Origin of the sequence: Brevundimonas sp., assembly GCF_965278935.1 — a bacterium.
GTDB lineage: Bacteria > Pseudomonadota > Alphaproteobacteria > Caulobacterales > Caulobacteraceae > Brevundimonas.
Genome location: NZ_OZ257124.1, coordinates 3,100,886 through 3,121,767, shown reverse-complemented (window position 1 = coordinate 3,121,767; position 20,882 = coordinate 3,100,886). Strand labels below are relative to the sequence as shown.

The following is a 20,882-nucleotide window of genomic DNA, read 5'->3' as shown; positions in this document are numbered from 1 at the left end:
GATGAAGCTGCCGTCCCTCTTTCGTCGCACGCCCTTCCGGCTGACGCTGCTGTTCCTGGCGCTGTTCGCGGCGGCGGCCAGCGCGATCCTGGCCTATGTCTATGTCGCCTCGGCCCAGGAGGCCCAGGCGCGGGCCGAGGCCGACGTGCGGGGCGAGTTGAAGACCCTGATCGGAGTCTATGACAGCCGCGGGTTCGACGCGCTGAACATGGCGCTGATCGACCGGACCCTGGCTCGCAGCGCCTATGTCTACCGACTGACCGACAAGGACGGGACCTTCATCACCGGCAGTCTCAATGTCTCGCCGTTCGACGCGGCGCCGACGACCGACGAATGGACCACCTTCACCTTCACCGACACTGATCCGGACGGACGGGTGATCCGGCCCCAGGTGCGCGCCGTACAGGTGCGGCTGAAGGGCGGCGAGGGGCTGATCGTCGGGGAGTCCCTCGGCGACACCGAGGCCTATCTAGGCCGGCTGACCCAGGCGCTGTGGATGGCCATGGGCATGGTGCTATTGCTCGGACTGGGCGGCGGTCTGCTGATCAGTCGCAATCTGGAACGGTCCATGGGGCGGCTGAACGCCGTGGTCGGGGCGGTGCAGGACGGGAATCTCAAGGCGCGGGTGGCGGTGCGTGGCTCGGGCGACGAACTCGACGAACTCGGCGCGGGGCTGAACCGGATGCTGGATCGGCTGGAGACCTCCATGGCCTCGATCCGCCACGCCGGCGACGCCATCGCCCACGACCTGCGTTCGCCCCTGACCCGGATGCGGGCCAAGCTGGAAGTCGCGCTGATCGACGCCGAAAGCGGCCGGATCGACGGCGCCGACGCGCTTCAGGTCGCGCTGGACGAGGCCGACACGCTTCTGAAGACCTTCAACACCGTCCTCGCCATCGCCCGACTGCAGGCCGCGGCGGGACGCGTCCCGGACGCCGCCGTGTTCGACGCCGCCGACCTGGCCGCCGACATGGCCGAACTGTACGAGCCCGCCGCCGAGGACAAGGGACTCGACTTCTCCGCCGAGATCGAGCGCGGCCTGATGATCGAGGGGGCCCGGCCGTTCCTGGCCCAGGCCCTGGCCAACGTCATCGACAACGCCATCAAATACACCCCGGTCGGCGGGGCCGTCATGCTGCGCGCGCGGCGGCGGTCGTCGGGCGAGATCGAATTCTCCGTCACCGACACCGGACCGGGCGTGCCGGAAGAGGATCGCGGACGGGTCATCGAGCGGTTCGTGCGCCTCGACAACAGCCGCACCGAGGCCGGGTCGGGTCTGGGCCTGTCGCTGGTCGGCGCCGTGATGGAGGCCCACCTCGGCCGCATCCAGCTCGACGAGGGCCCCGGCGCCTATGGCGAGTCCGGGCCGGGGCTACGTGTCGCCCTCGTCCTGCCGCCGGCGAACGAAGGATGAGCGACACGCCACTGGGCGAACTTCTGGCGGCCTGCGGACCGGTGGTCGATGCCGAGGCGGCCGGACGCGCCCGCGAGCGGTTGTCGGCCAGTGCGGTGGAGGCCTGCTGGGGCGCGACGCTGGACGCTGCCTGGCCTGCGCTGGCCCCCGTATTCGCTGCCTCGCCCTATCTGTTCGGTCTGGCGCGACGCTGGCCCGAGACGCTGCACGCCATCCTGACCGACGCGCCCGATGTGCGGCTCGAGGACATCGCGGCCCGGACCATCGCCCTGACCGGCGGCGCGGACGACATGCGCTCGCCTCTGCGGAGGCTGAAGGCGGAGCTGCATCTGCTGACGGCGGTGGCAGACCTCGGTGGTGTGTGGGATCTGGATCAGGTCACCGGGGCGTTGAGCCGTTTCGCCGACGTCGCCTCGCGTGCGGCCCTGTCCGGCGTGGCCGAGGACCTGCGTCGGCGCGGCAAGCTTCTGACCGCCGCCGACGACACGCGCGGCCCGATCCCCGGCCTGTTCGGACTGGCGATGGGCAAGCACGGAGCGTTCGAGCTCAACTATTCCTCCGACATCGATCTCAGCCTGTTCTTCGATCCGGAGCGGCTCGCGCCCGTCCTCGCCGAGGGGACGGAGGCGCAAGGGACGATGAACCGGGTGGCGCAGGGGGTGGCGAGCCTGCTCAGCGAGCGCACCGCTGACGGTTACGTCTTCCGCGTCGACCTGCGCCTGCGTCCCGATCCGTCCTCGACGCCGCCCGTCGTCACCGTGCCCATGGCGCTCGACTACTACGAGAGCGTCGGCCAGAACTGGGAGCGTGCGGCCTTCATCAAGGCCCGCGCCATCTGCGGCGATTTCGGCGCGGCGACCGAGTTCCTGAAGGCCCTGACCCCCTTCGTCTGGCGTCGCAGCCTCGACTATCAGGCCGTGCTCGACATCCAGTCGATCAAGCGACAAATCCACGTCCACAAGACCGGCGAGGGAATGGAGGCGGCGGGCGCCAATCTGAAGCTCGGTCGCGGCGGCATCCGCGAGATCGAATTCTACGCCCAGACCCAGCAACTGATCCTCGGCGGCCGCGATCCGTCGTTGCGCAGTCCCCGAACCGTCGACGCGCTGGCGGCCCTGGTCGAGAAGGGCCACCTGCCGGCCGAGGTCGCCGCCGAGATGACGGAGGCCTACATCGCGCTTCGCGGCCTCGAGCATCGAGTGCAGATGCTGGAAGACGAACAGACCCACATCCTTCCCGCCGATCCCGTGCGCCGTGTGGCGGTCGCGGCGCTGGCTGGACAGGGGGATCTGGCCGCCTTCGACGCGTCGGTCGAGGCTATCCTGATCGGGGTCAACCAGCGCTACGGGGCCCTGTTCGAGGGCGAGGAGGAACTGTCCTCGCCGTTCGGCAGTCTGGTCTTCACCGGCGTCGACAACGATCCTGAGACCTTGGCGACGCTGGGGCGGATGGGCTTCTCCGATCCGGGCGCGGTCGCCGACACGATCCGCTCCTGGCACCACGGCCGTATTTCGGCGACGCGGTCGGTGCGGGGCCGCGAACTGTTCACCCGACTGGCGCCCCGGCTGCTGACGGCCTTGGCCCGAACCGGCGCGGCCGATGCCGCGTTCAAGCGGTTCTCGGTCTTCTTCGCAGGCCTGTCGGCAGGGGTTCAGGTCCAGGCCCTGTTCCTGAACCAGCCGGAGCTGTTCGAGCGGATCGTCGGCGTGATGGCCTTCGCGCCGCGTCTGGCCCGGACCCTGGGCCGCTATCCGGCGGCGCTGGATTCCATGCTGGACGCGCGGTTCGAGACCGAACTCGGCGTCAACACCGGCCTGTTCGACCAGATGGCCGAGGAGGCGCAAGGCGCCGGCGATTTCGAGGGGGCGATGAACGCCGTGCGTCGCCTGCATCGCGAACAGGCCTTCCGCATCGGCATGCAGACCCTCAGCGGCCGGGTGGGACCGGAGGCGGCGGGCAAGGGATTCACCAACCTCGCCGACGCGGTCATGCGCACCCTGTCGGCCGCCGCCCTGACCGAGACGGAGCGATTGGCCGGCGTCATGCCCGGCGCCGTGGCCGTCATCGCCCTCGGCAAGGCGGGGTCGCGCGAGATGACCGCGGGCTCGGACCTCGACCTGATGACCGTCTACGGCGCGCCGTCGGACGCGGTTTCGGCCACGAAGGGCTGGTCGCCCGATGTCTTTTACGTCCGTTTCACCCAGCGGCTGATCTCGGCCCTGTCTGCGCACACGGCCGAAGGCGGGCTGTACGAGGTCGACATGCGGCTGAGGCCCTCGGGATCCAAGGGGCCGGTGTCGGTGCCTCTGTCGGGGTTCGAGGCCTATTACGAGGGCGAGGCCGCGACGTGGGAGTTCATGGCCCTGACCCGCGCGCGCGTCGCGTGGGCCAGCGATCCGACGTTCGGCGCGGATGTGTCTGCGGCCATCGAGGCGGCCCTGCGACGTCCGCGACCCGGTGTGGATACGGCCGGCGACGTGCGGGCGATGCGCGACCTGATGGATCGCGAACGGCCGGCCAGGGGGTTCTGGGACCTGAAGCTGGCGCCCGGCGGTCTGGTCGACGCCGAATTCGTCGGTCAATTCCGTCAGCTGCAGGCGGCGACGACGGGCGAGGCGCTCAGCGTCTCCATCCTGGACCAGCTGGCTAAGGATCCGGCGCTGAAGACGACATGGGTCCTGCATCAGGCCCTGGCCCAGCTTCTGGCCTGCGCCTTCGACGACAAGGGCGACCCCGAGGCCGAGTCGGAAACCTTCCGCACCCGTCTGGCCGAGGCGGCGGGAGAGAAGGATTTTCCCGCCCTGCGGCATCGTCTCGAAAGGGTCCGGAAGGACGCCCGCAAGGCGTTCGAAAAGGTGCTCCCGAAGGCCCGCGACGGATAGTTCGCGCTCGCGCGTTTCACCTTCAAGACAGGGGTCTTGCGGGCGTTTTGAACGACCCGTCCAATCGGAGATGAACGCATGAGGAAATCTACCCTGGCCGCCGGCGCCGCCGCCGTTCTGGCCGTCCTGACCGCCGGCTCCGCCCTGGCCCAACAGGCTCCGCGCGCGGTTCGTGCAGACGCCGACGGCGACGGTCGTATCAGCCGCGCAGAGTTCGTCGACGGCCGCATCGCGCGCCTGACCGCGATCGACGCCAACCGCGACGGTTCGATCAGCGCCGAGGAACGCCAGTCGGGCATCGACACCCGCCGCAACCAGCGCGCCTCGGCCCGCTTCGAGACGCTCGACAAGGACGGCAACGGCGCAGTCAGCCGCGAGGAGTTCACTGCGGCACGCGAGATGCGCGGCGAACGGGCCGGGCACGGCGTGAGACAGGGCGGTCATCGCGGTCCCGGGGCGGGCTGGGGTCGTGGCCGCGGACACGGCGGCGGCGAACGGGGGCAGGGCGCCGAGGCGCGGGCCCCGCTGACCATCGCCGCTGTGCAGACCCGGCTCACGGCCCGTTTCGACCGGCTCGATGCGAACCATGACGGCTTCATCACCGCCGAGGAACGCACCGCGGCCCGTCAGGCCATGCGCGACCAGCGTGGAGAGGGCCGTGGCGGTCGCATGGGCCGTCGCGGTCCCGCTCAACAGTCGCCTTCGGCGCCCGCTTCGGAGTAGGACGGTGGGGACGGTCGCGATCGCATGGCCGTCCCGCCTGTCCGTTCGTCGGGAAAGGGACCGCTTGGCTTCTGTCGTCGACCCCGACGAGGATCTGGTGCGCCGCGTGGGTCAGGGCGATCCCGCAGCCATTCAGGCCATGGTCGCGAGGAAGCTTCCGCGCATGCTGGCCCTGGCGCAGCGGATGCTGGGCGATCCCGTCGAGGCCGAGGACGTCGCCCAGGATGCGATACTGCGCGCCTGGAAGCAGGCCCCCCGCTGGACGCCGGGCAAGGCGAAGTTCGACACCTGGCTGCACCGGGTGGCCCTGAACCTCTGCTACGATCGCCTGCGTCGGCGGCGCGAGGTTCCGAGCGAGATATCTCCGGACCGGCCCGACGACGGGCCGGCGCCGGATCGCGGGATCATGACGGCCCAGCTGGGCGCGCAGGTGGACCGGGCGCTCGCCGCCCTGCCGCAGCGCCAGCGTGAGGCCATCGTGCTGTGTCACTATCAGGAGCTGACCAATATCGAGGCCGCCGGCCTGATGTCGGTCAGTATCGAGGCGCTGGAAAGCCTGCTGTCGCGGGGTCGCAGGACCCTGAGACAGACACTGGCGCATCTGGCCCCCGGCGCCGGGCCGGCGGTCGAAGGAGGACGAGGATGAAACCCGAACGCATGGACGAGACGCGTTTCGGCGAACTGGCTGACGCCTTTGGCGGCGATGTCCGTCGCTGGCCCGGGAGCGAGCGCGACGCCGCGCGCGCCTGGATCGACGCCCATCCGCTGGAGGCCGAACGCGCCCTGTTCGACGCGCGCCAGACCGACGCCGCCCTGTTCGCCTCGCCCAATCCCGTTGTGTCCATGGCGTTGCGGGACCGCGTCATCGCCGCAGCCTCGGTCAGGGCGCGCGCCGCCTGGCCGGGCTTGCGGAAGCTGTTGTGGATCGGCGGGGCCGGCTGGGCCGCCGCCGCCTGCGCCGGCGTGGTGTTCGGCGCGAACCTGGGCGGCCATTTGGCGACCCAGGCCCAGGCCGACGCCGTGCTGGATCAGGCCATGCTCGGCGGGTTCGACGAGACCGAGGTGCTCGGATGAACACGCGCACCCTCGCCATCGTTCTCGGCGTCGCCCTGGCCGCCTCGATGGCGGTGAACCTGTTCGCCGCGACCGCCGCCTACACCGCCCTGACGGGGCAGGAGCGGATCGAAGGCCGCATGGACGGCAAGGACAAGGACGAGCATCGCGGCTCGCCGCGAGAACTCGTGGCCGCGCTCAGCCCGGAAGTCCGTGTTCGCGTGCGACAGTCGCTGCGGGACGCCGGTCTCGCCGCCCGCCCGGACTTCCAGCAGGCGCGCGAGGCCCGCCGTCAGGCCATCGCCGCCGCCGGCGCAGAGCCCTATGACGCGGCGGTCGTCGAACGACTGCTCGACCAGTCGCGCGACGCCGAGATCCGCGGCCGTCGTCGGCTGGAGGCCGACACCCTGGCCATCATGGGCACGCTTGAGCCGGCCGACCGGGCCGCCTTCGCCCAGATCCTCAGTCGTGGCCGGGGCGGATCCGCCGGTCATGGAGACAGGGGTGGAAACCCACGCGCGAAGTAGAGCCCGCGATCAATCAGGGGTGGCTTTGCGTCTGAAATCATCGGAAAAGCCTGCGGATACAACGGCAATCCGGGGGGATCGATGCAGCGCTTTCGCATTCAGGAATGGTTCTGGATCGGTGTGATCGCCGTCGCTCTGGCGGTCATCGCCGTGGTGATCCTGGAACCGTGGGTCCCGATTCTGAAGCCCGATCCGACCGGGAAGTCGCTGGCGCTTTTCCGGGGCAGACCCTGGGGCTGACGCTAGAGCATGATCGTTTCTGGTGGACCCGCTTCGCGGGTCCGACATGGAGCGTGAATCATGCTCTCACTTGAATCTGGAGCCTGATTCACGACGTCAGTGGAATCGCGAAGCGATTCCACCTCTGCCGATCAGGCTCTAGGCGGCCCGGGCCTGTTCGACCGATGCGCCGGGGCGTTTCATCGGGATGTCGAAGCTGACGGTGGTGCCGACGCCCGGCTCGCTCTCCATCAGCATCTGGCCCTGGTGCAGCTCGATCAGGGCCTTGGTCAGGGACAGACCGAGGCCGGTGCCCTGGGTCGTCTTGGAATGCTGGCCCTCGACCTGTTCGAACGGCTGGGCCAGGCGGGCCAGGTCCTGGGCGGCGATGCCGATGCCGGTGTCGGTGACGGCGATCCGCACGCGATCCCCCAGCGTGTGCAGCGACACGGTGATCTCGCCGCCCTCCGGCGTGAACTTTACCGCGTTGGAGATCAGGTTCAGCATGACCTGCTTCAGCCCGCGATAGTCGGCGTCGATCTCGGGCAGGTCCGGCGCCTGTAGCGACAGGGTCAGGCCCGAGTCCTGCGCCTTGCCGCGCATCAGGCGGATGGCGTCCTCGCAGACCTCGGTCAGATCGACCGGCTCGTAGTGCAGGGTCATCTTGCCCGCCTCGATCTTGGCCATGTCGAGGATGTCGTTGATCAGGCTGAGCAGATGCTGGCCCGACTTCAGGATGTCGGCGGCGTAGCCCTTGTATTTCGCGTCGCCCAGAGGCCCGAACATCTCGCCGGCCATGATCTCCGAGAAGCCGTTGATGGCGTTCAGAGGCGTGCGCAGCTCGTGGGACATATTGGCCAGGAACTCGGACTTGGCCTGGTTGGCGGCCTCGGCCCGGGTCATGGCGATCTCGTATTTGCGGGCCAGAAGGCTGAGCTTCTCCTGGCTGGTCTCAAGCTGGTCGACCATGGTGCGCAGATTGTCGGCGGCCCGCTGGCGCTCCAGTTCCTGACGCCGGATGGCCGTCACGTCGGCGGCGGTGACCACGGTGCCGCCGTCGCCGGTGAACCGTTCGCTGAGCTGCAGAACCCGGCCGTCGTAGAGCTCGACCTCGCGGGCGCCGGCGCGGCCCTCGGCGGACGGTCGTTCCTCCTTGATGGCCAGGGCGGCGATGCGGTTCAGCTCGTCCTTCATGGCGCCCTTGCGAACCGCCTCGTCGGCGAAGCCGAAGGCATCCTTGAAGGCCTGGTTCCACAGGATCAGGCGGCCGTGCTTGTCGAACAGGACGAAGGCGTCGGAGACGCTCTCGATACCGTCACGCAGCCGGTTCTCGGCGGCCTGGGCCTGGGCCTTGGCGCGGCGCGCCTCGGTGATGTCCAGGGCGACGCCGAGGATCATGCTGAAACCCTCCTCGCCCCGAGCGCCTCGCGCCTGACCCCGGGCGTCGATCCAGCGTGCGCCGCCGCCGGACAGCGGCACGGGGAAGGTCACCTCGAAGGCGCCGAAGGTCGAGGCCTGGCGCAGCGCGTGTTCCACCAGATCGCGATAGCGGGGATGGATTCGCTCCATCACCGCCTCGGCGCTGACCGATCCGCCGCCAGGCAGGCCCAGCAGTTCCGCCATGAAGTCGGAAACGACGACCTCTCCTTCGTTGAGATCCCATTCCCAGACGCCGCAACGCGCCGCCTCGACGGCGACGCGGAACCGGTGCTCGGTCTCCGCCCAGGCCTTGGAGGCGCGTGACTGTCGCCATCGCTGCAGCAAGGCCAGGCCCAGCACCAGGACGCCGAGCCCCAGGGGTGCGATCAGCAGCCACAGGTCGCTGATGATGGCGGCGGCGCCGGTCGTCTCCGGTCGCCAGGCCACGACCGCCAGTCCGCTGTCGCCGACAGGCGCGGAGGTCGCTTCGATGGCCTCGCCGGGGCGGGGTGCGCCGTGAACGGCGTCTTCGGTCGCGGTCAGGGCCGACAACTCGACGCCAAGCCGGTCCTTCAACGAGACGCCGGCTGCGCCCGCGATCAGGCCCTCGGTCGGCGACACGACCAGGGTGCGCAGGCCGGCGTCGTCCGCGACGGGGGTCAGCGCGACCAGCCCCGGGGCCTGTGATGCGGTCGACAGGATGGCTCTGCGATCCCGCGTCGCCCGGGGCGCGGCGGTCGCGGGGGCGGCCGCCAGCGGTCGGAACTCTTCGGGACTGGCGCCGACCGCCGCGGTGGCGACGCCGCCGGTGTCGATCACCGCAAAGGCGCTATCCGGCGCGGCGATGCGCGCGGCCTCAAGAGCGTCCAGCGGGCGGCCGGCGTCGGTTCTCAGACGTTGCGCGGCGACGCTCAATCCCACCTTCGCCTTGGCCAGTCTGGCGTCCAGCAGGGCGGCGCCCAGGTCTGCGTCGCGCCGCAGGGCCTCGACCTTCAGCACCGCCGCCTCGCGCGCGGGGCGCGTGCTCTCGCGCGCGAACAGGACGACATAGATCGCGAGGCCCAGCGTCAGGGCGAGAACCAGTACCCGGCCCCATGTCGGCAAGCCTTCGGGACGGTCCTGCGCCCGTCGTCCCGGCCCTTGAATGCGGCGATCGGCGCCCCGCAAATCTCTCTCCCGGACATGCTCGCGGCGTCCCGGCCGGGGCGGCAGGGTCAGGCGTTGGGCGATTCGACGACACTTGGGAATCTAGGCTGCGTCGCGGAATCCTGTCGAGGTTTGGTTAACGAAACTCTTCTACGCGGCGCGCGCGCGTTGCGCGGGCGCCGACGCTTCCGGCGCGGGGGCCAGAACCTCGGTCACGGACTTCAGGACGTCGCGCGCCTGACGGGCCAGGGCCAGGGTCTCCGGCGGCGCGTCTTCGGGGCTTTCCGCGACCGTGTCGACCAGCTTCCGGGCCAGTTCCATCAGCTTCGGCGCGGCGGCGATCAGGCGCGCCTGGAACTCGATCCGCTGGGGATCGCGGTCGTATTCGGCCCCGGGCACGCGCCAGCCGCCCCAGTCCGCCGGATCGGTGACCACTACGGGATAGGTGCCCGGGCAGGGGTGGTGCGGCACGTCCTCGGCCTGCTGCCACTTGTTGCGGGCGCGCAGCAGCCGCCATTCGCTGACATCCGCGCCGGCGTCGTCCTCGGCGGGCAGCATGAGTTCGCTCGCCTGGAATTCGCGCCCCAGCCCGACGTCATAGGTGACCTTGACCGGTTCCTCGAAGCCCTTGGCCCAGACGGGCTGGACCTTCTCGATCTGGGCCCATGCGCCGACGCACTCGACCCAGACCTTCTGGCCTTTCTGGAATTGCGCGCGCGCCATCGTCGTCCTCACCCGTTCCACCCCACAATGGGGGACGCGCCGTTGACGCCCGGTTTCGCAAGAGGGTGAAGCAGGAATGAAGATGCGACGGACTTCGGCCCGCAGCCCGTTGAACGGACAGACCGACGCCGAAGCGCGGGCATCAAGCGTGGCCGTTCATCAACCTGACTGTTTCACAACAGCCGGCTCAGACGTGTGTCAGCTTCGAAATGTTTTTCTTCACCTCGCAGCCCACCCCCGGGCCGAGATTGAAGGAAGAAGATCATGACGACCGCCCTGACGAAGAAAGCCCTGCTTTCTCTGCTGGCCGCGTCGGCGGTCGCGATCGCGACCCCGACGATGGCGCAAGACTACGGCCGAGGCCACGGCGACCGCGGTGGCGGCTACGGCCAGAACCACGACGGCGGCTACAATGGCGGCTGGAACGGCGGCGGCCTGAACGGCGACCAGGCGCGTCTGTCCCAGCGCATCGACCGCGCCGCCTACAGCGGCCGCATCAGCCGCCGCGAGGCCCAGAGCCTCCGCTACCAGCTGGAAGAGTATCAGCGGGTCGAATGGCGCTACCGCCGCGACGGCCTGTCCCGCTGGGAACGCCGCGACCTGCAGGACCGCCTCGATCGCATCGAACGCAACCTGCGCGACGAACGCTGGGACCGCGACGGTCGCCGCTGGTAACCGCTGAAGGTCTCCCTCTCCCGGTGGGAGAGGGAGATCGCGCACGGCGCCCCTCAAGGGCGTCGTTCTTGCGCGATCGGGTGAGGGTCGGATGTGTCCGACCTCGCGCCGTCCGTCCCTCATCCTTTCGGCTGGCGGGTCGCTCCGCTCTCCGAGCCTCAAGCCCTCTCCCACCGGGAGAGGGTCTCGTCTATGACGCGACATGACCGCAGCTGCAGACGCCCGCTCCATCCTGACCCGCCTCGGCGTCTCCGAGGCGACCTTCGATCTCTCAGGGATGACGACCCGCTCGCCCATCGACGGCTCGACGGGGGAGCGGGTTCTGGCCGCCGACGCCGTCGCGACCGAAGCCGCACTGGCCGCTGCGACCGTCGCCTTCGACGCCTGGCGCCGCATCCCGGCCCCCCGACGCGGCGAACTGGTCCGCCTGCTGGGCGAGGAACTGCGCGCGTCGAAGGACGATCTCGCCATGCTGGTCACCCTCGAGGCCGGAAAGGTCACTTCGGAAGGTCTCGGCGAGGTTCAGGAGATGATCGACATCTGCGACTTCGCCGTCGGCCTGTCGCGCCAGCTCTATGGCCTGACGCTGCCCAGCGAACGCCCCGGCCACCACATGCGCGAGACCTGGCAGCCGCTGGGACCGGTCGTGGTCATCTCGGCCTTCAACTTCCCGGTCGCCGTCTGGGCCTGGAACGCGGCCCTGGCCCTGGTCTGCGGCGATCCGGTGATCTGGAAGCCGTCGGAGAAAACGCCCCTGACCGCCATCGCCACCCATGCGGTGATGCAGCGCGCCTTCTCCCGGTTCGGCGATGCGCCCGAGGGTCTGGTCCAGCTTCTCGTCGGCGGCCGCGAGATCGGCGAGACCTTGGCCGCCGATCCGCGTGTCGCCCTCGTCTCCGCCACCGGTTCGACCCGGATGGGCAAGGCGGTCGCCACGACCGTCGCCGGACGGCTGGGCCGGTCGTTGCTGGAGCTCGGCGGCAACAACGCCATGATCGTCACGCCCTCGGCCGACATGGACATGGCCGTTCGCGCCATCGCCTTCTCCGCCGTCGGCACCTGCGGCCAGCGCTGCACGACCCTGCGTCGCCTGCTGGTGCACGAGGATGTCGCCGGGGCTCTGATCGAACGATTGGCGAAGGCCTACGCCACCCTGCCTATCGGCGATCCGCGCGAGGATGGCGTGCTCGTCGGTCCGCTGATCGATGAGGAGGCCGCGAACGGCTTTGATCGCGCCCTCGAACAGGCGGTGGAGCAGGGCGGTCAGATCGTCGTCGGCGGGACGCGCGACGGCGCTTACGTCCGCCCCGCCATCGTCCGCATGCCGACCCAGAGCGACGTGGTGCAGCACGAGACCTTCGCGCCGATCCTCTATGTCCTGACATGGAAAGACTTCGACGAAGCCGTGGCGATGCAGAACGCCGTGCCCCAGGGCCTGTCGAGCTGCGTCTTCACCGACAGCGTCCGTGAGGCAGAGGCCTTCCTGTCGGCCTGGGGCTCGGACTGCGGCATCGCCAACGTCAATATCGGCCCCTCGGGCGCCGAGATCGGCGGGGCCTTCGGCGGCGAGAAGGAGACCGGCGGCGGCCGCGAGTCGGGCTCCGACGCCTGGAAAGCCTATATGCGCCGCCAGACCCAGACGGTGAACTTCTCCTCGGCCCTGCCTCTGGCCCAGGGCGTGCGGTTCGAGGTCTAGAGTCCTTCTCCCCTTGCGGGAGAAGGCAACGCGATACCCATCAACGGATCATCTGAATCCGCCTTTGAAATCAACGCCCGGCTCTAACGAGAGCCCTTCTATCCATCACCCCCTCAAGCGCCCCCATACTGGTCCCTTTCGCGCGGAGAGGACCACCATGGGCGAACGCTTCGGACGCATTGGACGCTTTGGACGGTGTTTTGAAGTCCGGACCAACGGGACTCTATGGACTATCTGGACTCGAATTTCCGAAGTCGGGTTGCGCTCTCTCCCCGGGGACGCAGCGGGGAATTGCGACGCCGCTGCGCCTCGACAGGGCCGCAACCCGTCCCCACTGTCAGGACATGAACCGCCGCGCCCTCCTGTCCCGCGTCGCCCTCGTCGCCGTCGGCCTCGGCGGGGCGTGGTGGTTGAGGGATCATGTGCTGTGGCGCGATCCCCGCGTCGCCTTCGGCCCGGAGGAATCGAGCGGCTGGCTGCCCTACGATGAGCGCCGCGCCTCGGTGCCGACCGTCCGGGTCACCGTCGCCGGCCGGCCGGTCCGCGCCCTGGTCGATTCCGGGGCCCAGTATTCGGTCATCGATCGCGGCCTGTTCCAGAGTCTAGGCCTGACCCAGGCCTTCGACATTCCGCTCGTGGCCTACGGGGTCGGCGGCGGGGCGCAGATGGGGCGGGGGGTGACGCTCGACGTCACGGTCGGAGGCATGCGGATCGAGGCCTTGCGCGCGGCCATCCTGTCGCTGGGTCCGCTGGCTGTGGGAGAGGGGCTGGGCGCCCCTTTGATCCTCGGTCAGGATCTGCTGGGCCAGACGGTGCTCGAACTGGACACGGAGGAACGCCGGATGCGGTTCCTGCCGCGCACGGGCCATGTCCTGCCCGCGGACGTCGCAGCCATCCCGGTCTCGAGGGCGAACGGAGCCCTGACGACCGAGGTCACCGTCGAGGGCGCGACCATCCGGGCCGTCGTCGACACCGGAGCCTCGGCCTTGCTGGCCCTGTCGCGCGAGGCGGCCGGGAACCTGGGTTTGCTGGATGGGCGTCCGTCGGAACGGGGCGCCAGTATCGTTCTGGGCGGCTCCATCGACTCGCAGGTCGTCCGGTCACGGACCATCACCGTCGGCGACCAGATCTATCGTGACGCCGACACGCCGATTTACGCCGACGTTCCCCTGCCGGGCTTCCCCGCCGCCCTCGTCGGCATGGAGGCCTTCGCCGGGCGTCGGATGGTGCTCGATCTCGGCGGTGGGCGTCTGCACGCCTCCCGCCCTCTGGATCTGACCATCGGTCAGGGCCGGGTCTGACCCGTTCCGCGCACGACGTATTTGTAACTGGTCAGCTGTTCCGCCCCCACCGGCCCCCGCGCATGCAGGCGCGAGGTGGAGATGCCGATCTCTCCGCCGAAGCCGAACTCGCCGCCGTCCGCGAACTGGGTCGAGGCGTTCCACAGCAGGATGGCGCTGTCGACGCGGTTCAGGAAGGCCGCCGCCGCCGCCTCGTCCTCGGCCACGATGGCGTCGGTATGGCCCGAGCCGTGCGTGCGGATGTGTTCCACCGCCGCGTCCAGCCCGTCGACCAGCCTGATCGCCAGGATCGGCGCCAGGAACTCATGCCCCCAGTCGTCGTCGGAGGCCGCCGTCATCGCCGGGACCATGGTCCTGGCCTCCGCATCGCCGCGCAGTTCGCATCCGGCCGCGATCAGCGCCTCGGCCACGGCTGGCAACAGCCGTTCGGCTGCCGCCCGATCCACCAGAAGCGTCTCAGTCGATCCGCACACGGAAACACGCCGCATCTTGGCGTTCACGACCACGTCCCGGGCCATCCCGACCTCGGCCGAGGCGTGCAGATAGGTGTGGTTGATCCCCTCCAGATGCCCCAGCACGGGGACACGCGCCTCCGCCTGCACCCGTGCGACCAGACTCTTGCCGCCGCGCGGGATCAGAAGGTCGATGGAGCCGTCCAGCCCGGTCAGCAACGCCCCGACCGCCGCCCTGTCCGGCGTGTCGACCAACTGCACCGCGTCTTCCGGCAGGTCCGCCGCCGCCAGTCCCTCGACGACCGCCGCGTGAATCGCCAGCGAACTGTCGAGACAGTCCGACCCGCAGCGCAGGATGGCGACATTGCCCGACCGGATACACAGGGCCGCCGCGTCCGCCGTCACATTGGGCCGGCTCTCGTAGATGATGGCCAGCACGCCGATCGGCGTCCGCACGCGCGCGAAATCCAGCCCGTTCGGCCGGGTCCAGCGGGCGGTCTCGACGCCCAGCGGATCGGGGAAGGCCGCCACCTCGTCCACCGCCACCGCCATGGCCTCGACGCGGGTGTGCGTCAGGGCCAGTCGGTCGATCTGGGCCTCGGCCATGCCGTTTGCCCGGGCTCGCGCGATGTCGCGGGCATTGGCCGTCAGAATGTCGTCGGCCCGTACCCGAAGCGCCGCCGCAATGGCCATGAGGGCCGCCGACCGCATCTTTGCCGAAGCCAGCCGGACGGCGTCCGCCGCCGCGCGTGCGCGCCGCCCGCGCGCCAGCATCGCCGTGTCCAGATCGCTCATCCGTGCAGCACCAAGTCGTCGCGATGAATCGCCACGCCCGGCCCCTTGTAGCCCACGAGGTCTTCGATCTCGCCCGAGTGACGGCCCCGGATCCGGTCCATTTCCTCGGCCGCATAGGCGGCCAGCCCCACGCCCAGCACCGCGCCGCCTGCGCCGACCACGCGCACGCAGTCGCCCCGGTCGAACCGGCCCTCGACCCGTTTCACGCCCGAGGCCAGCAGGCTGCGTCCATGCGCCAGGGCCTGGGCTGCGCCTTCGTCCACGGTCAGCGACCCGGCAGACTCGAGACTGCCGGCGATCCACGACTTGTAGGCCTGCAGGGGCGTCGCGGGCGCCGTGATCAGGCTGGCCCGTGCGCCCCCCGCGACCGCGCTCAGGGGCCGCGCCTCCAGCCCCGAGACGATCAGGGTCGCGCATCCTGCCGAGCGGGCGATCCGGGCCGCCTCCAGCTTGGTCGCCATGCCGCCGGTGCCCACCGCGGCGTCCGCGTTGGCCCCGCCGGCCATGGCGAGGATCTCGGGCCCCAGACTTTCGATCAGCGGCAGATGCTTCGCTGTCGGGTTGCGACGCGGATCGGCCGTGTACAGACCATCCACGTCCGACAGCAGGATCAGCAAGTCCGCGCGAACCAGTTGCGCCGTCCGCGCCGCCAGCCGGTCGTTGTCGCCGTAGCGGATTTCCTCGGTGGCGACGGTGTCGTTCTCGTTGACCACAGGCACGACGCCGAGCTTGAGCAGGGCCTCCAGCGTCGCCCGGGCGTTCAGCCAGCGTCGGCGGCGTTCGGTGTCGTCGCGGGTCAGTAGCACCTGTCCGGGCGTCAGGCCCGCGCCGGCCAGCGCCGCCTCCCAGGCCTGCATCAGCAAGGATTGCCCGACGGCGGCGGCCGCCTGTTTCTCATCGAGTCGCGCGTTCTTTTCCAGCCCGAGCCGCCCCCGGCCGAGCGCGACGGCGCCGGAAGACACGACCACGACCTGTCGTCCCTGCGCCCTCAGCGCGGCGATGTCGGCGGCCAGCCCCGCCAGCCACACGGTCGCGGGCGCCTTCGCATCCACCACCAGCGACGACCCGACCTTGACCACGATCCGTCGCGCCGCGCGCAGACTGGCGGCGGGGGAGACGATTTCAGGCATGGTCAGGGCGGGCGCGTTCACGGCGCGACCATGCCGCGCCGTGTGCGATGCAACAAGCGGTCAAGCTCGCCCTTTTGCAGGGGCTACAGACCCTGGAAGGTGTCGCAACTCGCGGGATCGCCCGACTGGTAGCCACGCTGAAGCCATTCCATCCGCTGGGCCGACGAGCCGTGGGTGAAGTTTTCCGGGCTGACCTGACCGCCCGAGCGGCGCTGCAGGGTGTCGTCGCCGATGGCCGCGGCGGTGCGCAGCCCCTCTTCCAGATCGCCCTGTTCCACGGCGACCTCGCCGCCGGAAACCGAGGCCGCGTTAGCGGCCCAGACCCCGGCGTAGCAGTCGGCCTGGAGCTCGAGCGCCACGGAGTAGCGGTTGCCCTCGGCCTCGGACGAGGCGCTCTGCTGCGCCCGTTGCACCTGTTCGGATGCGCCGGTCAGAGTCTGGACGTGGTGGCCGATCTCGTGGGCCAGAACATAGGCGCGGGCGAAGTCGGCGCCCGAGGCCCCCAGCTGTGTCTCCATCTCCTGCCAGAAGGCGAGGTCCAGATAGACCTGACGATCCGTCGGGCAATAGAAGGGCCCCATCGCCGACTGGCCGAAGCCGCAGCCCGTGGGTGTTCCTTGCGTATAGAGGACGATGTTGTCCGGCGGCCGATACCCTTCGAGCTTGGTCGCCCAGACGTCGTTGATGTTCTTGCCGACGATGTCGACGAACAGACCGGCCTGATCCTCCGGCGTTCCTTGCATCCCCTCCTGCGAAGCGCCGGCCTGGCCGAAGGTCGAGGCGACCTGCTGGGTCGTCGAGGGATCGATGCCGAAGACGAAATAGCCGATGGCCGCGAGGACGAGCACACCGATGCCCCCGCCTGCGGCCGCGCCGCCGCCCATGCCGCGGCGGTCCTCGATCCCGCCGCCCCGCTGTCCGCCCTGCCACCGCATCGCCGCCTCCTGAATGTCCCGCTCAAGCTAGGCCGGAACGCAGGGGGAGGGGAAGGGATGCAAGCTTAGCGAGGGGAACGCGCGAGCCAGTCGTCGATCTGGCCGACACCGGAAGACACCGCCTCCCGCCGTGCCGTCGCCGCCTCGCGCGCCTGTCGCCGGGCGTCGGGAGAGGGCGGGACATCGACCAGAGGGATGTAAGGCTCAGGCTGACGTTGGGCGCGGATTTCCGCCTCGGTCAGGCGGGCGTTCAACTGCTGCTGTCGGGCATAGGCGGCCTGTTGTTCGGACTGCAGCCGCTGGGTCTCCATCCGGAAGCGCAGCCGGTCGGCCATCGGATCGCCGACATAGGGCTGGCCCGGCGCATAGGTCTGGGCCGAGGCGGTCCCGGCGGACAGGACGGACAGCAGGATCAGGGCCGCGGATCTCATGGCCTCAAGATGGGGCCGGACGCCGTTTCGACCAAGCGTGGCCGCGATCAATCCAGCGAGAAGACGGAACTGCGCTTGATGGCGAAGTCCTCGAGCTCGCGCGTCGTCGGCACCTGGTACTCGGCCAGGTGGGTCAGGCCGTCGGTGCGGAAATAGGTCCGGTGCGGATCGCCGATGAAGACCTGCGATCCCTGCGACCGCGCCTGTCTCAGCCAGGCCATGACCCGCTCGGTCATAGGCTTCTCGTAGCAGACGTCGCCAGCGCAAAGGATGTCGGCCTCGGGCGGCCGGGCGTCCAGCAGGTTCGCACCGGTGAAGGACAGAGTCACGCCGTTGGCCTCGGCGTTCAGGGCGACGGCCGCCTCGCAGAAGGGGTCGATGTCGGCGCAGAGCACGCGCGACGCGCCCGCCTTCATGGCCGCGACGCCGACCAGTCCTGATCCGGTGGCGAAGTCGACCACGGTCTTGCCGGCGAATGTCTGCGGATTGTCCAGCACCCAGCGCGCCAACCCCTGTCCGCCCGACCACGCGAAGGCCCAGAACGGCGGCGGCAGGCCCAGTTCGCCCAGTTCCTCCTCCGTCAGTTTCCAGATCGGGGTGATCTCGTCGGCCAGCCACAGCGAGATCTCAGGCGCATGCGGCACGGCCTGAAGCCGGGTGTTGGCCAGGATGAAGGCGGCGGGGTCGGTGATGGTCACGCAGCCTCAGCTACCCGTCCGGACGCCGCCTGACGCAGCACGCTGACATAGCCGGGCGCGACCTCCATCCGCCCGCCGGGCCCTGTCGCCCGGATCGCCTCGTGCAGGCGCGGCAGGTTCCAGCAGGCGACGTGCATGAACAGGTGGTGCTCGGCGTGGAAATTGACCCAGTAGGGGGCGATCAGGGCGCGCTCCCACCAGCCGGCGCGGGTCGTGCGGGCGGCGCGGAAGGGATCGGTCGCCGAGCCCTCGACGCAGGCGTGTTCGGCGATGTTCCTTAGGCGGGTGACGAGCGGGAACCAGGTCGCCATGGGCAGCAGCCACAGGGCGAAATACGCCCACCAGACGCCGGCGAAGCCGAAGGCCAGCAGCATGCCGGCGTTGACCAGCAGAAAGGGCGCCACCGAGCGGCCGGTGACGATGGCGTCGTAGTCGTGGGCCTGCCCGTTCGCCGAGCGTTGGCGCAGGACGGCGAGGGGCAGCAGGATCCGCTGCTTGAAGAAGGTCTGGCCGGTCAGGTCGCGGATCATCTTGCGCCGCAAAGAGGCTCCCGAGATAGGGAAGGGCGCCGACAGGACCAGATCGGGGTCCTCCGGCTGCTGGGCGAACCGGTGGTGCGACAGATGGTAGGGGCGATAGGCGTCCAGCGACGCTCCGATCGGCACGGCGCACAGCCAGTGGCCGAGGAAATCGTTGAGCGTGAGGTTCTTCGCCAACGCTCCGTGCGCCGCCTCGTGCATCAGGATGGCGAGGCCCAGCTGGCGCGTGCCGATGATCATGACGCAGAGCGGTATCAGGATCGGCTGCCAGACCCCCGCCGCGACGGCCAAGGCGATGACGCCCCAGGCATGGACGACCAGCAGCGGCCCTTTCCACGCGGAGCGCGCCTGGAACGGCGCCCATTCGTCGGGAGCGAAGACCTCGGCGGGCGATATTCGCGGGGCGGCGGGCATGGCGGCGAAGATAGACCGTCTCAGCCCTTGGTCAAAGCGACCCGGCGTCGTGTCAGCACGACCTGACAAAAGTCATGTTGACCTGACAAAATTGATGTGTAAGGTAGGCCTTACAAAAGGAGATCTCAGATGGCCTCGTGGAAGACAATGGATCCGGCGCACAAACGCTATCTGATCCGCACCAATATGTTCATGGCGGGCTATGTCGTGGTCAACGTGGCGGCAATCACGGGCGCCTTCGATCAGATCATCGGTACCTCGGCCGGTGTCGTCCTGGGCCTCTGCGTCGCGGCGCCCATCGCCGGACAACTTTGGGCTACCCTGTCGCTGATGAACGAGGCCGACGAGTTCGTGCGCGCCCTGACCGCCAAGCGGTTCGTCATCGCGTCCGGTCTGGCCATGGCCCTGTTCAGCGGCTGGGGCTTCGCGGAGAGCTACGGCGACGCCCCACATGCGCCGGGCTGGCTCATCTATCCGTTGTTCTGGGGCCTGTTCGGCCTGATCAGCCCGTTCGTGAAGAGCACCGGCCGATGAAGAACAGCCTTCGCGAACTCCGCACAGGCAAGGGCTGGACTCAGGAACAGCTGGGTCAGGCGCTGGGCGTCTCCCGTCAGGCCGTCAACGCGCTCGAGACCGAGAAGCACGACCCGTCGCTCGACCTCGCCTACCGCATCGCCGCACTGTTCGAGCGGGCCGTGGAACACGTCTTCGACAATCCGCACGCCTGACGTCTCGTCAGGTCAACCTTACAAGGACATCATAATGCTGCATCTCCGTCCCATTACCGGGCGCTCGACCCTGCGCGCCCTGTTCCTGGCCTCCGCCGCTGCTCTGGCCGTCGGCGGCGCGGTTTCCGCGGCCGAAGCGCGCGCCGAGCCGGCCGCCGCGATCCAGACCGCGCCCTTCGCTTCGGACCGTCTGTCGGTCGAAGTGATCGGCTCCGGCCCGGACGTCATCCTGATCCCCGGTCTGGCGTCCTCGCGCGAAGTCTGGCGTCCGCTGGCGGCGCGGTTGGCCGCCACCCATCGTGTTCACCTGGTCCAGTTGGCCGGGTTCGCCGGCGAGCCCTGGAGCCACGGCGACGGTCCCTTCGTCGCGCCGGAGGTCGAGGAACTGGCCCGCTATATCGCCGAGGCCGGCCTCGATCAGCCCGCCGTCATCGGCCATTCGATGGGCGGGCTTAGCGGCCTGCTGCTGGCCCAGTCGCATCCCGACAGTGTCAGCCGGTTGATGATCGTCGACGCCCTGCCGTTCTACAGCGCCATGTTCGGCCCGGCCGTGACCGCCGATCAGGCTCGTCCGTTCGCGGCCCAGGCTTCGGCGATGATCCTCGGAGCAGACGAGGCCGCCTTCCGCGCCCAGCAGGTCCAGACGGCGGCCGGTCTCGCCAGGAATCCGACGGCGCGCGAGCAGATCGTCGAATGGTCGATGGCGACCGACCGTCACGCCTTCGCCGCCGCCATGACCGATGTGATGACCACAGATGCGAGTCCGGGGCTGGCCGCCATGACCACCCAGGTCACCGCCCTCTACGCCACTGATTCCGACGGCGGCCCGCCGCCCGCGATGGCGCAGGCGCTCTGGGAGCGGGAATACGCGCCGCTGCCGAACGTGAAGGTGATCCGCGTCGACGCCAGCCGCCACTTCATCATGGCCGACCAGCCGGCGCGGTTCGACGAACTGGTGGACGAGTTTCTGAGGTAGGTCTCA

General features: G+C 69.6%; 21 protein-coding genes. 13 read left to right on the top strand and 8 right to left on the bottom strand.

Annotated features, from left to right (window positions below; translation table 11 throughout):
• Position 1 precedes the first annotated feature (1 nt).
• The 7 genes from ACQY68_RS15560 (at position 2) to ACQY68_RS15530 (ending at position 6,839) form a co-directional block, all read left to right on the top strand.
• Complete coding sequence (locus tag ACQY68_RS15560; protein WP_428150585.1) at positions 2 to 1,414, top strand: sensor histidine kinase; 1,413 nt, start codon at positions 2 to 4, stop codon at positions 1,412 to 1,414.
• A complete protein-coding gene (locus ACQY68_RS15555; RefSeq protein WP_428150584.1) occupies positions 1,411 to 4,296 on the top strand; it encodes a bifunctional [glutamine synthetase] adenylyltransferase/[glutamine synthetase]-adenylyl-L-tyrosine phosphorylase in 2,886 nt (961 codons plus the stop codon). The genes ACQY68_RS15560 and ACQY68_RS15555 overlap by 4 nt, the downstream gene beginning before the upstream one ends.
• 78 nt (positions 4,297 to 4,374) lie before the next feature.
• Entirely contained in the window at positions 4,375 to 5,019 is a 645-nt protein-coding gene (locus ACQY68_RS15550; RefSeq protein ID WP_428150582.1) for an EF-hand domain-containing protein, read from the top strand.
• A 64-nt stretch (positions 5,020 to 5,083) separates the two neighbouring features.
• On the top strand, positions 5,084 to 5,665 hold the full coding sequence (locus ACQY68_RS15545) for an RNA polymerase sigma factor (protein ID WP_428150581.1): 582 nt from the start codon (positions 5,084 to 5,086) through the stop codon (positions 5,663 to 5,665).
• Positions 5,662 to 6,093 (top strand): hypothetical protein, encoded by a 432-nt coding sequence (locus tag ACQY68_RS15540; protein ID WP_428150579.1) that lies wholly within the window; start codon positions 5,662 to 5,664, stop codon positions 6,091 to 6,093. Before ACQY68_RS15545 ends, ACQY68_RS15540 begins: the two co-directional genes overlap by 4 nt.
• On the top strand, positions 6,090 to 6,599 hold the full coding sequence (locus tag ACQY68_RS15535) for a periplasmic heavy metal sensor (protein ID WP_428150577.1): 510 nt from the start codon (positions 6,090 to 6,092) through the stop codon (positions 6,597 to 6,599). Before ACQY68_RS15540 ends, ACQY68_RS15535 begins: the two co-directional genes overlap by 4 nt.
• An 81-nt stretch (positions 6,600 to 6,680) precedes the next feature.
• Entirely contained in the window at positions 6,681 to 6,839 is a 159-nt protein-coding gene (locus ACQY68_RS15530; RefSeq protein ID WP_428150575.1) for a hypothetical protein, read from the top strand.
• A 138-nt stretch (positions 6,840 to 6,977) separates the two neighbouring features.
• On the opposite strand, the gene ACQY68_RS15525 is transcribed toward ACQY68_RS15530, so the two are convergent.
• Both ACQY68_RS15525 and ACQY68_RS15520 read right to left on the bottom strand, forming a co-directional pair.
• Positions 6,978 to 9,341, bottom strand: coding sequence for a PAS domain-containing sensor histidine kinase (locus ACQY68_RS15525; protein ID WP_428150574.1), 2,364 nt, complete (start codon positions 9,339 to 9,341; stop codon positions 6,978 to 6,980).
• A 192-nt stretch (positions 9,342 to 9,533) separates the two neighbouring features.
• A complete protein-coding gene (locus tag ACQY68_RS15520) occupies positions 9,534 to 10,106 on the bottom strand; it encodes a hypothetical protein (RefSeq protein ID WP_428150572.1) in 573 nt (190 codons plus the stop codon).
• A gap of 264 nt (positions 10,107 to 10,370) precedes the next feature.
• Here ACQY68_RS15520 and ACQY68_RS15515 point away from each other — a divergent pair, with 264 nt between their 5' ends.
• The 3 genes from ACQY68_RS15515 (at position 10,371) to ACQY68_RS15505 (ending at position 13,778) form a co-directional block, all read left to right on the top strand.
• A complete protein-coding gene (locus ACQY68_RS15515; RefSeq protein ID WP_428150570.1) occupies positions 10,371 to 10,781 on the top strand; it encodes a hypothetical protein in 411 nt (136 codons plus the stop codon).
• A 202-nt stretch (positions 10,782 to 10,983) separates the two neighbouring features.
• Positions 10,984 to 12,477 carry an L-piperidine-6-carboxylate dehydrogenase gene (gene amaB, locus ACQY68_RS15510; protein WP_428150569.1) on the top strand — a complete coding sequence of 498 codons (1,494 nt, stop codon included), beginning with the start codon at positions 10,984 to 10,986 and terminating at the stop codon, positions 12,475 to 12,477.
• 344 nt (positions 12,478 to 12,821) lie between these two features.
• Complete coding sequence (locus tag ACQY68_RS15505) at positions 12,822 to 13,778, top strand: aspartyl protease family protein (RefSeq protein WP_428150567.1); 957 nt, start codon at positions 12,822 to 12,824, stop codon at positions 13,776 to 13,778.
• Here ACQY68_RS15505 and ACQY68_RS15500 read toward each other — a convergent pair.
• The 6 genes from ACQY68_RS15500 to ACQY68_RS15475 all read right to left on the bottom strand — a co-directional run bounded on the left by ACQY68_RS15500 (position 13,763) and on the right by ACQY68_RS15475 (position 19,172).
• A complete protein-coding gene (locus tag ACQY68_RS15500; RefSeq protein ID WP_428150566.1) occupies positions 13,763 to 15,025 on the bottom strand; it encodes a glutamate-5-semialdehyde dehydrogenase in 1,263 nt (420 codons plus the stop codon). The two genes, ACQY68_RS15505 and ACQY68_RS15500, sit on opposite strands and share 16 nt — an antisense overlap.
• Positions 15,022 to 16,155: a glutamate 5-kinase gene (gene proB, locus ACQY68_RS15495; protein WP_428152686.1), complete on the bottom strand. Its 1,134-nt coding sequence runs from the start codon at positions 16,153 to 16,155 to the stop codon at positions 15,022 to 15,024. Before proB ends, ACQY68_RS15500 begins: the two co-directional genes overlap by 4 nt.
• Positions 16,156 to 16,238: 83 nt before the next feature.
• The gene (gene ypfJ / locus ACQY68_RS15490; protein ID WP_428150565.1) at positions 16,239 to 17,090 is read right to left on the bottom strand and encodes a KPN_02809 family neutral zinc metallopeptidase; all 852 of its coding nucleotides are present in this window, start codon (positions 17,088 to 17,090) and stop codon (positions 16,239 to 16,241) included.
• A gap of 65 nt (positions 17,091 to 17,155) precedes the next feature.
• On the bottom strand, positions 17,156 to 17,521 hold the full coding sequence (locus ACQY68_RS15485) for a hypothetical protein (protein ID WP_428150563.1): 366 nt from the start codon (positions 17,519 to 17,521) through the stop codon (positions 17,156 to 17,158).
• A gap of 47 nt (positions 17,522 to 17,568) precedes the next feature.
• Positions 17,569 to 18,219: a class I SAM-dependent methyltransferase gene (locus ACQY68_RS15480; protein WP_428150561.1), complete on the bottom strand. Its 651-nt coding sequence runs from the start codon at positions 18,217 to 18,219 to the stop codon at positions 17,569 to 17,571.
• Positions 18,216 to 19,172 carry a fatty acid desaturase family protein gene (locus ACQY68_RS15475; RefSeq protein ID WP_428150560.1) on the bottom strand — a complete coding sequence of 319 codons (957 nt, stop codon included), beginning with the start codon at positions 19,170 to 19,172 and terminating at the stop codon, positions 18,216 to 18,218. The genes ACQY68_RS15480 and ACQY68_RS15475 overlap by 4 nt, the downstream gene beginning before the upstream one ends.
• 129 nt (positions 19,173 to 19,301) lie before the next feature.
• Between ACQY68_RS15475 and ACQY68_RS15470 the strand changes: the two genes are divergently transcribed.
• Genes ACQY68_RS15470 through ACQY68_RS15460 form a run of 3 tightly spaced genes read left to right on the top strand, consistent with a single transcriptional unit; the run spans position 19,302 to position 20,876 of the window.
• The gene (locus ACQY68_RS15470) at positions 19,302 to 19,706 is read left to right on the top strand and encodes a hypothetical protein (protein WP_428150557.1); all 405 of its coding nucleotides are present in this window, start codon (positions 19,302 to 19,304) and stop codon (positions 19,704 to 19,706) included.
• Complete coding sequence (locus ACQY68_RS15465) at positions 19,703 to 19,900, top strand: helix-turn-helix transcriptional regulator (RefSeq protein WP_428150556.1); 198 nt, start codon at positions 19,703 to 19,705, stop codon at positions 19,898 to 19,900. The genes ACQY68_RS15470 and ACQY68_RS15465 overlap by 4 nt, the downstream gene beginning before the upstream one ends.
• 34 nt (positions 19,901 to 19,934) lie before the next feature.
• A complete protein-coding gene (locus ACQY68_RS15460) occupies positions 19,935 to 20,876 on the top strand; it encodes an alpha/beta fold hydrolase (RefSeq protein WP_428150554.1) in 942 nt (313 codons plus the stop codon).
• The last annotated feature ends 6 nt before the right edge of the window (positions 20,877 to 20,882 follow it).

Excerpts from the sequence above, each read along its gene's own strand:
- ACQY68_RS15560 (WP_428150585.1), top strand. The coding sequence starts at position 2 with ATGAAGCTGCCGTCCCTCTTTCGTCGCACGCCCTTCCGGCTGACGCTG.
- ACQY68_RS15555 (WP_428150584.1), top strand. The coding sequence starts at position 1,411 with ATGAGCGACACGCCACTGGGCGAACTTCTGGCGGCCTGCGGACCGGTG.
- ACQY68_RS15550 (WP_428150582.1), top strand. The coding sequence starts at position 4,375 with ATGAGGAAATCTACCCTGGCCGCCGGCGCCGCCGCCGTTCTGGCCGTC.
- ACQY68_RS15540 (WP_428150579.1), top strand. The coding sequence starts at position 5,662 with ATGAAACCCGAACGCATGGACGAGACGCGTTTCGGCGAACTGGCTGAC.
- ACQY68_RS15535 (WP_428150577.1), top strand. The coding sequence starts at position 6,090 with ATGAACACGCGCACCCTCGCCATCGTTCTCGGCGTCGCCCTGGCCGCC.
- ACQY68_RS15530 (WP_428150575.1), top strand. The coding sequence starts at position 6,681 with ATGCAGCGCTTTCGCATTCAGGAATGGTTCTGGATCGGTGTGATCGCC.
- ACQY68_RS15520 (WP_428150572.1), bottom strand. The coding sequence starts at position 10,106 with ATGGCGCGCGCGCAATTCCAGAAAGGCCAGAAGGTCTGGGTCGAGTGC.
- ACQY68_RS15515 (WP_428150570.1), top strand. The coding sequence starts at position 10,371 with ATGACGACCGCCCTGACGAAGAAAGCCCTGCTTTCTCTGCTGGCCGCG.
- amaB (WP_428150569.1), top strand. The coding sequence starts at position 10,984 with ATGACCGCAGCTGCAGACGCCCGCTCCATCCTGACCCGCCTCGGCGTC.
- ACQY68_RS15505 (WP_428150567.1), top strand. The coding sequence starts at position 12,822 with ATGAACCGCCGCGCCCTCCTGTCCCGCGTCGCCCTCGTCGCCGTCGGC.
- ACQY68_RS15500 (WP_428150566.1), bottom strand. The coding sequence starts at position 15,025 with ATGAGCGATCTGGACACGGCGATGCTGGCGCGCGGGCGGCGCGCACGC.
- proB (WP_428152686.1), bottom strand. The coding sequence starts at position 16,155 with ATGCCTGAAATCGTCTCCCCCGCCGCCAGTCTGCGCGCGGCGCGACGG.
- ypfJ (WP_428150565.1), bottom strand. The coding sequence starts at position 17,090 with ATGCGGTGGCAGGGCGGACAGCGGGGCGGCGGGATCGAGGACCGCCGC.
- ACQY68_RS15485 (WP_428150563.1), bottom strand. The coding sequence starts at position 17,521 with ATGAGATCCGCGGCCCTGATCCTGCTGTCCGTCCTGTCCGCCGGGACC.
- ACQY68_RS15475 (WP_428150560.1), bottom strand. The coding sequence starts at position 19,172 with ATGCCCGCCGCCCCGCGAATATCGCCCGCCGAGGTCTTCGCTCCCGAC.
- ACQY68_RS15470 (WP_428150557.1), top strand. The coding sequence starts at position 19,302 with ATGGCCTCGTGGAAGACAATGGATCCGGCGCACAAACGCTATCTGATC.
- ACQY68_RS15465 (WP_428150556.1), top strand. The coding sequence starts at position 19,703 with ATGAAGAACAGCCTTCGCGAACTCCGCACAGGCAAGGGCTGGACTCAG.
- ACQY68_RS15460 (WP_428150554.1), top strand. The coding sequence starts at position 19,935 with ATGCTGCATCTCCGTCCCATTACCGGGCGCTCGACCCTGCGCGCCCTG.